The organism is Actinophytocola sp., assembly GCF_035712165.1.
Classification (GTDB): Bacteria; Actinomycetota; Actinomycetes; order Mycobacteriales; family Pseudonocardiaceae; genus DASYTH01.
In genome coordinates, this window is the sequence record NZ_DASTBH010000339.1 from 1 (window position 1) to 6,340 (window position 6,340).

The following is a 6,340-nucleotide window of genomic DNA, read 5'->3' on the forward strand; positions in this document are numbered from 1 at the left end:
TGCACCGCACCGCGCGGGTTCGGTCCGGGCAGTCCCAACTCCACGACCACCGCGTCCGGCCGGGCGGCCAGCAGGTGGTCCAGCGCGCGGGTCATCCAGGCGTGCCGGTGGGCGTCGCGGACCACGACCACCAGCGGCCGGCCGCCGGCCGGCGCCAGCGCGGCCTGGCCGAGCCGGTCCAGGTCCTCGACGTCACCGGGGTGGAGCCGGGCCACCGTGCGGTCCGGCCGTAGCCGGCGCAGCGGTTCGGCGAGCCCCCACGGGGTGCCCCGGTCGATAGCCTCGTGCAGCGCCGGGGCCAGCTCGACCACGTGCGGCGCGCCGGTGAGCGGCAGGCCGGTCCCGGTGATCCGGATTGCCCGCCGGGCGGCGAGCAGCCCGACCGGTTCGGCCGGCTCCGGGCTCGTGGGCGCCGCGCTGGTGATCCAGTCGGCCAACTCGCCCACCCGCCGGGCGGCGTCCGCCAGCCGGTCCTCGGGCAGCTCGCCGGCCCGCACCGCGTCGACGATGGCGGAGCGAAGCGTTTCGACGGTGGCCTCGCCGGCCAGGCCGCCGCCGACGCAGATCGCGTCCGCGCCGGCCGCGAGCGCCCGAACTGCCGCGCCGGCCAGCCCGTAGCGGTCGGCGACGGCGCGCATCTCGATCCCGTCGGTGACGATCAGCCCGGTGAACCCCAGCTCTTGTCGAAGCGTTTCGACGAGGATGCGCGGGCTCGTCGTGGCCGGCGCGTCCGGGTCGTAGGCCGGCACCAGCAGGTGCCCGGTCATGATCGCCCGTACGCCCGCCTCGATGGCGGCGCGGAACGGGGGGAGCGCGGTGGCCGCGATGTGCGCCGCCGGGGCGGTCACCGCCGGCAGTTCCCGGTGCGAGTCCACACTGGTGTCGCCGTGTCCGGGAAAGTGCTTGGCGCAGGCCGCGACGCCGGCCGACTGCAGGCCGCGTACCCAGGCCGCGGTGTGCCGGGCGACCAGGCCGGTGTCCGCGCCGAACGACCGGACGCCGATCACCGGGTTGTCCGGGTTGGAGTTGACGTCGGCGTCCGGGGCGTAGTCCAGGTTCACCCCGACCGCCGCAAGGTCGTATCCGATGCCCGCGGCCACGGCCTCGGTCAGCTCCAGATCGTCGACCACCCCCAGTGCGAGATTGCCGGGTCGCGAGCTGCCCTGACCCGCCTCCAACCGGGTGACGTCGCCGCCCTCCTCGTCGATCGCGACGATCACCCGCGGGTTCTCCGCCTTCAGCGCCGCGACCAGCTTCCGGACCTGGTCCGGATGCTCGATGTTGCGGGCGAACAGGGCGACGCCGCCCAGCCCGGCCGCCAGCCGCCGGCGTACCCAGTCCGGCGCCGCCGTGCCCTCGAACCCCGGCTGCAGCACGGCGTCAGCAAGCTCGAACAGCGGACCCTCCTCGGCGCATTGGTCTAAACCAAAGCGACCTTGGCACAGCGGTCCACCCGTGTCAATCGGCGCACGGCCACGGTCTGCTGGGCTACGATCGCGACGTGAGCATCGGGCCGGCGCCACGGCGCCAAGCACGGACGGATCACCCGATCATCGGGTGACCCCGGCGCGGGCCCGCGCCCCGCCCCCTCTCCGCGGACGTTCTCGCGAACTCTGCCCGGAGAGGAGGTGAGCACATGACCAGCGAGAGCACCGCGTGGGACGCGTTCGTCGCCCGGCACCAGGTCGGCGACCCCGTCGAGGTGACCGTCACGAATGCCCTGCCGTTCCTCGGCAGCCTGATCGAAACCCCATACGGCGTCCCCGGCCTACTCAAAGGCGTCCGGCACAAGCCAGGCACCCGCATCCGCGCCCGCATCGACGCCATCGACCCCGAACGCCGCCGCATCGCGGTGGTGACGCCCTGAACCCGGCCACCCCGGGCGGACTCCCAGCGCCGCCCGGGGTGTGCCCGGCGCGCGCCACCGGTCACAACACTCCGCATCACCTGAGCAGTTCGCGTTCCACCGGAGAGGCGGTGCGGGCGCGGGCGGTGAGGCGGGTGGGGCCGAGTTGGGCGGCGCGGGTGCCGGCGGCCTGGGTGATGGCGGCGCGGGTGTCCGAGCCGACGTCCTCCAGGAGTCGGACGACCACCTCGCCGTCCTTGCGTTGCGCCCAGCCGCCGACGATGCGGCCGTCGGCCCAGACCGTGGGGGAGACGTTTCCGGTGCGGTCGAACAACTGTGGGCCGTGCGGGCCGAGGTAGAAGTCGCGTTCCGTCCAGCCCATGGGAGTCGGGTCGAGTGCGGGGAGCAGGGCCACCCACGGGTCGGGCTCGGGTTCGGGCTCGAGGTCGGTGGACAGCGCCACGCCGGGAGCGCCGTCCAGGTCTACTTCGGCCAGGTCCAGCCGAGACAGGGCGCGCCGGGTCTGGGTGAGCGTCCATCCGGTCCACCAGCGCAGATCGGCCACGGTGGCCGGTCCGAACGCGCCGAGCCAGTGCCGGGCCAACTCCACCTGTGCGTCCTCAGTGGACAATTCGGGGAACCCGCCGGGCAGCCAGGCCTCGGCCGGGCTCCACCGGAACTGGGTGGAGGTCCACGAGCCCAGCGGCCGGCCGCGCACCACGAGCCCCTGCGCGGCCAGCACCAGCAGCACCCGGCTGATCACCCGCTGCCGGCCCTCGTACGGCTTTCCCTTGGCCAGCACCAGTTCCGTGCGTAACCGCGGGTCTGCCGCGGCGAGATCGGTCGCGGTCGCCGAACCCTGCTGGCGCAGCGCCGCCAGCGCCACCGCCTCGGTCTCGGCGAGCCAGCCGTCCGGATCGCCGGGCAGGTCGGCATCCGCCAGCAGCGCCAGCAGCAGCCGGCGCTGCTGGGCCGCGACCCCCCGGGAACTCGCGGCCAGCACCACCGCCGCCAGCTCGACCGGCACCACGAACACCGTGCGGCGCATGGCCAACAGCCGAACCATGGTCCGGTCGGTGTACAGGGCACGCTCGACGCACGGCACGTCCCCGGACCGCATCCGGCTCCACAGCGACAAATACACGGTCGACGGGTCGGTGCCGTGCAGGGCGACCAGCCCCCGGGCGACCTGTTCCGGCGTGTCGACCCTGGCCGCCTGTGCCAGCAGGTGCCGGCGACCGATCCGGGCTCGCCGCTGCGCTGTGGTGATCCGCACTAGCCGGCCAGCCGGGTGCCGATCAGGGCGTCCCGGCTGACCAGGCCGGCCAGTTCGTCCTCGGACAGGTTCTCGGTGCCGTCCGGGCGTTGCGGCACCACGAGGTAACGGCAGTCGGCCGTGGAGTCCCACACGCGGATCTCCACGTCAGGGTCGAGTGCGACGCCGAACTCGGCAAGCACGGCGCGCGGCTCGCGGACCGCCCGGGACCGGTACTGGAACGATTTGTACCAGCGCGGCGACGGGCCGAGGAGCGAGACCGGGTAGCACGAACACAGCGTGCATACCACGAGGTTGTGCACGGTGTCGGTGTTCGCCACCGCGATCAGCGTCAGGAACGGCAGTTCCAGGTTGGTGCTGCCGCGCAGGTCGAAACCCTGCTCGCGCACCACGGCGGTGGCGTCGGCGAGCAGCCGGTCGGCGAACCCCGGGTCGGTCCACGCCCTGGCCACGTAGCGGGCGCCGTTCTGCGCGCCCATCCGGTGGCAGAACATGTCCTCCACGTCGTCGACCTGCTCGGCGGACAGCGCCCCGCGCGCCGCCAGCACCCGCTCCAACGCGGCGACCCGCCGGGCCATCGGTGCCGTCGGCTGATGATCCCCACTCATGCCCGCTCCAGGTAGCTCTCGAACAGATCCAGGTACACCAGGTGCGACCCGGCGCCGGCGCCCCACAGGTCGGCCGCGGTGAAACACACGCTGTACAGCGCCTGCTCCTCGGCTCGGCCGTCCTTCGCCAGGTCGTCGGGGAACTCGAAGTGCCCGCGCAGCGCGTGCACCGTTCCGGTCCGGCCGCGGGCGTAGATCGGCAGCCGGGTGTGGCCGGGCGCGGCGTGCAGCCGGGTCCGCACCGGCTGACCGGGTCGCAGGCTCATGCCTCCGCCCGGATGCTCGCCAGCTCGTCCGCGGTGAGCAGGCCCTTCTCCAGGCACAGCTGCTCGGTCGCCGCTTCCCAGCGCTCGTAGTAGCCGCTGGCGAAGTAGTCCGCCGGCTCCATCCGCTCGATCGCGTGCCGGAACTCGTCCAGGGTGAACGCGCCGTTGTGGACCAGCGCCCGAACCAGCGCGAAGATCCGGGCCTCCCACGCGGCGTGGAAGTACAGCGCGTCGTCTCGCCCCGGCACCGGACCGAACCCGTGCAGCCCACCGATGTCGTGCACATAGCTCACCCGCCGATTATGGCGTTGCCCGCGTGGACAGCAATCCAGGGCAGGCGCAGAATCTCCCGGCGTGGACACCGTGCGCCGCGACGTCAGGGTGGAAGGGGTCGTCCAGGGCGTCGGATTTCGTCCCTTCGTGTACTCCCTGGCCGTCCGCCTCGGCCTGACCGGGCTGGTCGGCAACGACGTCAACGGCGTCTTCATCGAGATCGAGGGGCCCCGCCCGCGCGTCGACGACTTTCTGGCGGCACTGCGCCGCGATGCTCCGGCACTGGCCGAGATCGAGCGGGTCACCGCGACCGCCGCGACCCCGACCGGCGACGGCGGCTTCCGGATCGTGCGCAGCGAGGCCGGCGGCGCGCGCCGGACCCTCGTCTCGGCGGACAGCGCCACCTGCGCCGACTGCCTGGCCGAACTCGCCGACCCGGCCGACCGCCGGTTCGGCTACCCCTTCATCAACTGCACCAACTGCGGGCCGCGGTTCACCATCGTGCGGGATGTGCCCTACGACCGTCCGTTCACCACGATGGCGGCGTTCGCCATGTGTGCGGCCTGTGCCGCCGAGTACCACGACCCGGCCGACCGCCGGTTCCACGCGCAGCCGGTGTGCTGCCCGGCCTGCGGTCCGCGGCTGTGGCTGACCGACGCCGCCGGCGTCGAGACGCCGGGCGATCCGATCCGGCAGAGCGCGGACCTGCTGCGCGCCGGCCAGGTGCTGGCGGTCAAGGGACTCGGCGGTTACCATCTCGCCGCACTCGCTGCCGACGAAACTGCCACGGCCACCCTGCGGAGCCGAAAGCACCGCGAGGACAAGCCGTTCGCCGTCCTTGTGTCCGATGTGGACGAAGCGCGCCTGCTGTGCGAGGTCGATGCTGCGGCGGCGGAACTGCTGACCAGCCGCCGCCGGCCGATCGTGCTGCTGCCGCGCCTGGCCGGTGCGGCGGTGGCCGCCGCCGTGGCCCCGGGCAACCGCGCCCTCGGCCTGCTGCTGCCCTACACCCCGCTGCATCACCTGCTGCTCGCCGCCGTCGCCGCGCCGATCGTGCTCACCAGCGGCAACGCCTCCGACGAGCCGATCGCCTACGTCGACGAGGACGCCTTCGCCCGGCTCGGCGGCATCGCCGACGCGTTCCTCACCCACGACCGGCCGATCCACATCCGTACCGACGACTCGGTGGTGCGCCCGATGCGCGGCGTGTTCACCCCCGCCAACGCCGCGGCGCCGTCGTGGGGGCCCGGTGCGTCTCCGGGTCATGCCGCTTCAGTGCTGCGCCGGTCCCGCGGCTACGTGCCCGAACCGGTCACCCTGCCCTGGCCGCTGGCGCGACCGGTGCTGGCCTGCGGCGCCGAACTGAAGAACACCTTCTGCCTGGCGAAGGACCGGCACGCGTTCGTCTCCCACCACATCGGGGACCTGGAGAACTACGAGACCCTGCGGTCGTTCGTGACCGGGATCGACCACTTCAGCCGGCTCTTCGACATCGAACCGGAACTGGTCGCCCACGACCTGCACCCGGAGTACCTGTCCACCAAGCACGCCAAGGAGTTGACCGGTGTCGAACTGGTCGGCGTGCAACACCACCACGCGCACATCGCCTCCTGCCTGGCCGACAACGGCGAGTACGGGCCGGTGCTCGGGGTGGCCTTCGACGGGCTGGGCTACGGCACCGACGGCACGATCTGGGGCGGCGAGTTCCTGCTCGCCGACCTGGCCTCGTTCCAACGGATCGGCCACCTGGAACCGGTGCCGATGCCCGGCGGCACCGCCGCGATCCGGCAGCCGTGGCGGATGGCGGCGTCCTATCTGGACAGTGCCTACGCCGGCGCGCCACCCGGCGGGCTCGCCGTGGCCACCCGTAACCGCCGCTGGCCCGAAGTGGTGACACTGGCCAGAAGCGGGGTCAACTCCCCGCTGACCTCCAGTGCCGGCAGGCTGTTCGACGCGGTGTCCGCGCTGCTCGGGCTGCGTGACACGATCAACTACGAGGGACAGGCCGCGATCGAGCTGGAACAGCTTGCCGACCCGGCCGAGCGCGGCGCCTACCCGGCCACCATTGCCG

At 73.1% G+C, this 6,340-nt stretch carries 7 protein-coding genes; 2 read left to right on the plus strand and 5 right to left on the minus strand.

What is annotated here, in order from left to right; translation table 11 throughout:
• A partial coding sequence (locus VFO68_RS19020) for a glycoside hydrolase family 3 N-terminal domain-containing protein (RefSeq protein ID WP_325159663.1) occupies positions 1-1,376 on the minus strand: 1,376 nt, incomplete at its 3' end.
• A 260-nt stretch (positions 1,377-1,636) separates the two neighbouring features.
• On the opposite strand from VFO68_RS19020, the gene VFO68_RS19025 reads away from it, so the two are divergent.
• A complete protein-coding gene (locus VFO68_RS19025; RefSeq protein ID WP_325159664.1) occupies positions 1,637-1,867 on the plus strand; it encodes a hypothetical protein in 231 nt (76 codons plus the stop codon).
• A 76-nt stretch (positions 1,868-1,943) separates the two neighbouring features.
• Here VFO68_RS19025 and VFO68_RS19030 read toward each other — a convergent pair whose 3' ends face one another.
• From VFO68_RS19030 to VFO68_RS19045, 4 genes are read right to left on the minus strand one after another with little or no spacing between them, the layout of a single operon-like run.
• Positions 1,944-3,122, minus strand: a complete 1,179-nt coding sequence (locus VFO68_RS19030) for a winged helix DNA-binding domain-containing protein (RefSeq protein WP_325159665.1) — start codon at positions 3,120-3,122, stop codon at positions 1,944-1,946.
• Positions 3,122-3,730: a nitrile hydratase subunit alpha gene (locus tag VFO68_RS19035; protein WP_325159666.1), complete on the minus strand. Its 609-nt coding sequence runs from the start codon at positions 3,728-3,730 to the stop codon at positions 3,122-3,124. Before VFO68_RS19035 ends, VFO68_RS19030 begins: the two co-directional genes overlap by 1 nt.
• Positions 3,727-3,996, minus strand: a complete 270-nt coding sequence (locus VFO68_RS19040) for an SH3-like domain-containing protein (protein ID WP_325159667.1) — start codon at positions 3,994-3,996, stop codon at positions 3,727-3,729. The genes VFO68_RS19035 and VFO68_RS19040 overlap by 4 nt, the downstream gene beginning before the upstream one ends.
• Positions 3,993-4,289, minus strand: a complete 297-nt coding sequence (locus VFO68_RS19045) for a hypothetical protein (protein ID WP_325159668.1) — start codon at positions 4,287-4,289, stop codon at positions 3,993-3,995. Before VFO68_RS19045 ends, VFO68_RS19040 begins: the two co-directional genes overlap by 4 nt.
• A gap of 70 nt (positions 4,290-4,359) precedes the next feature.
• Here VFO68_RS19045 and VFO68_RS19050 point away from each other — a divergent pair.
• The coding region (locus VFO68_RS19050; RefSeq protein WP_325159669.1) for a carbamoyltransferase HypF at positions 4,360-6,340 on the plus strand (1,981 nt) is incomplete at its 3' end.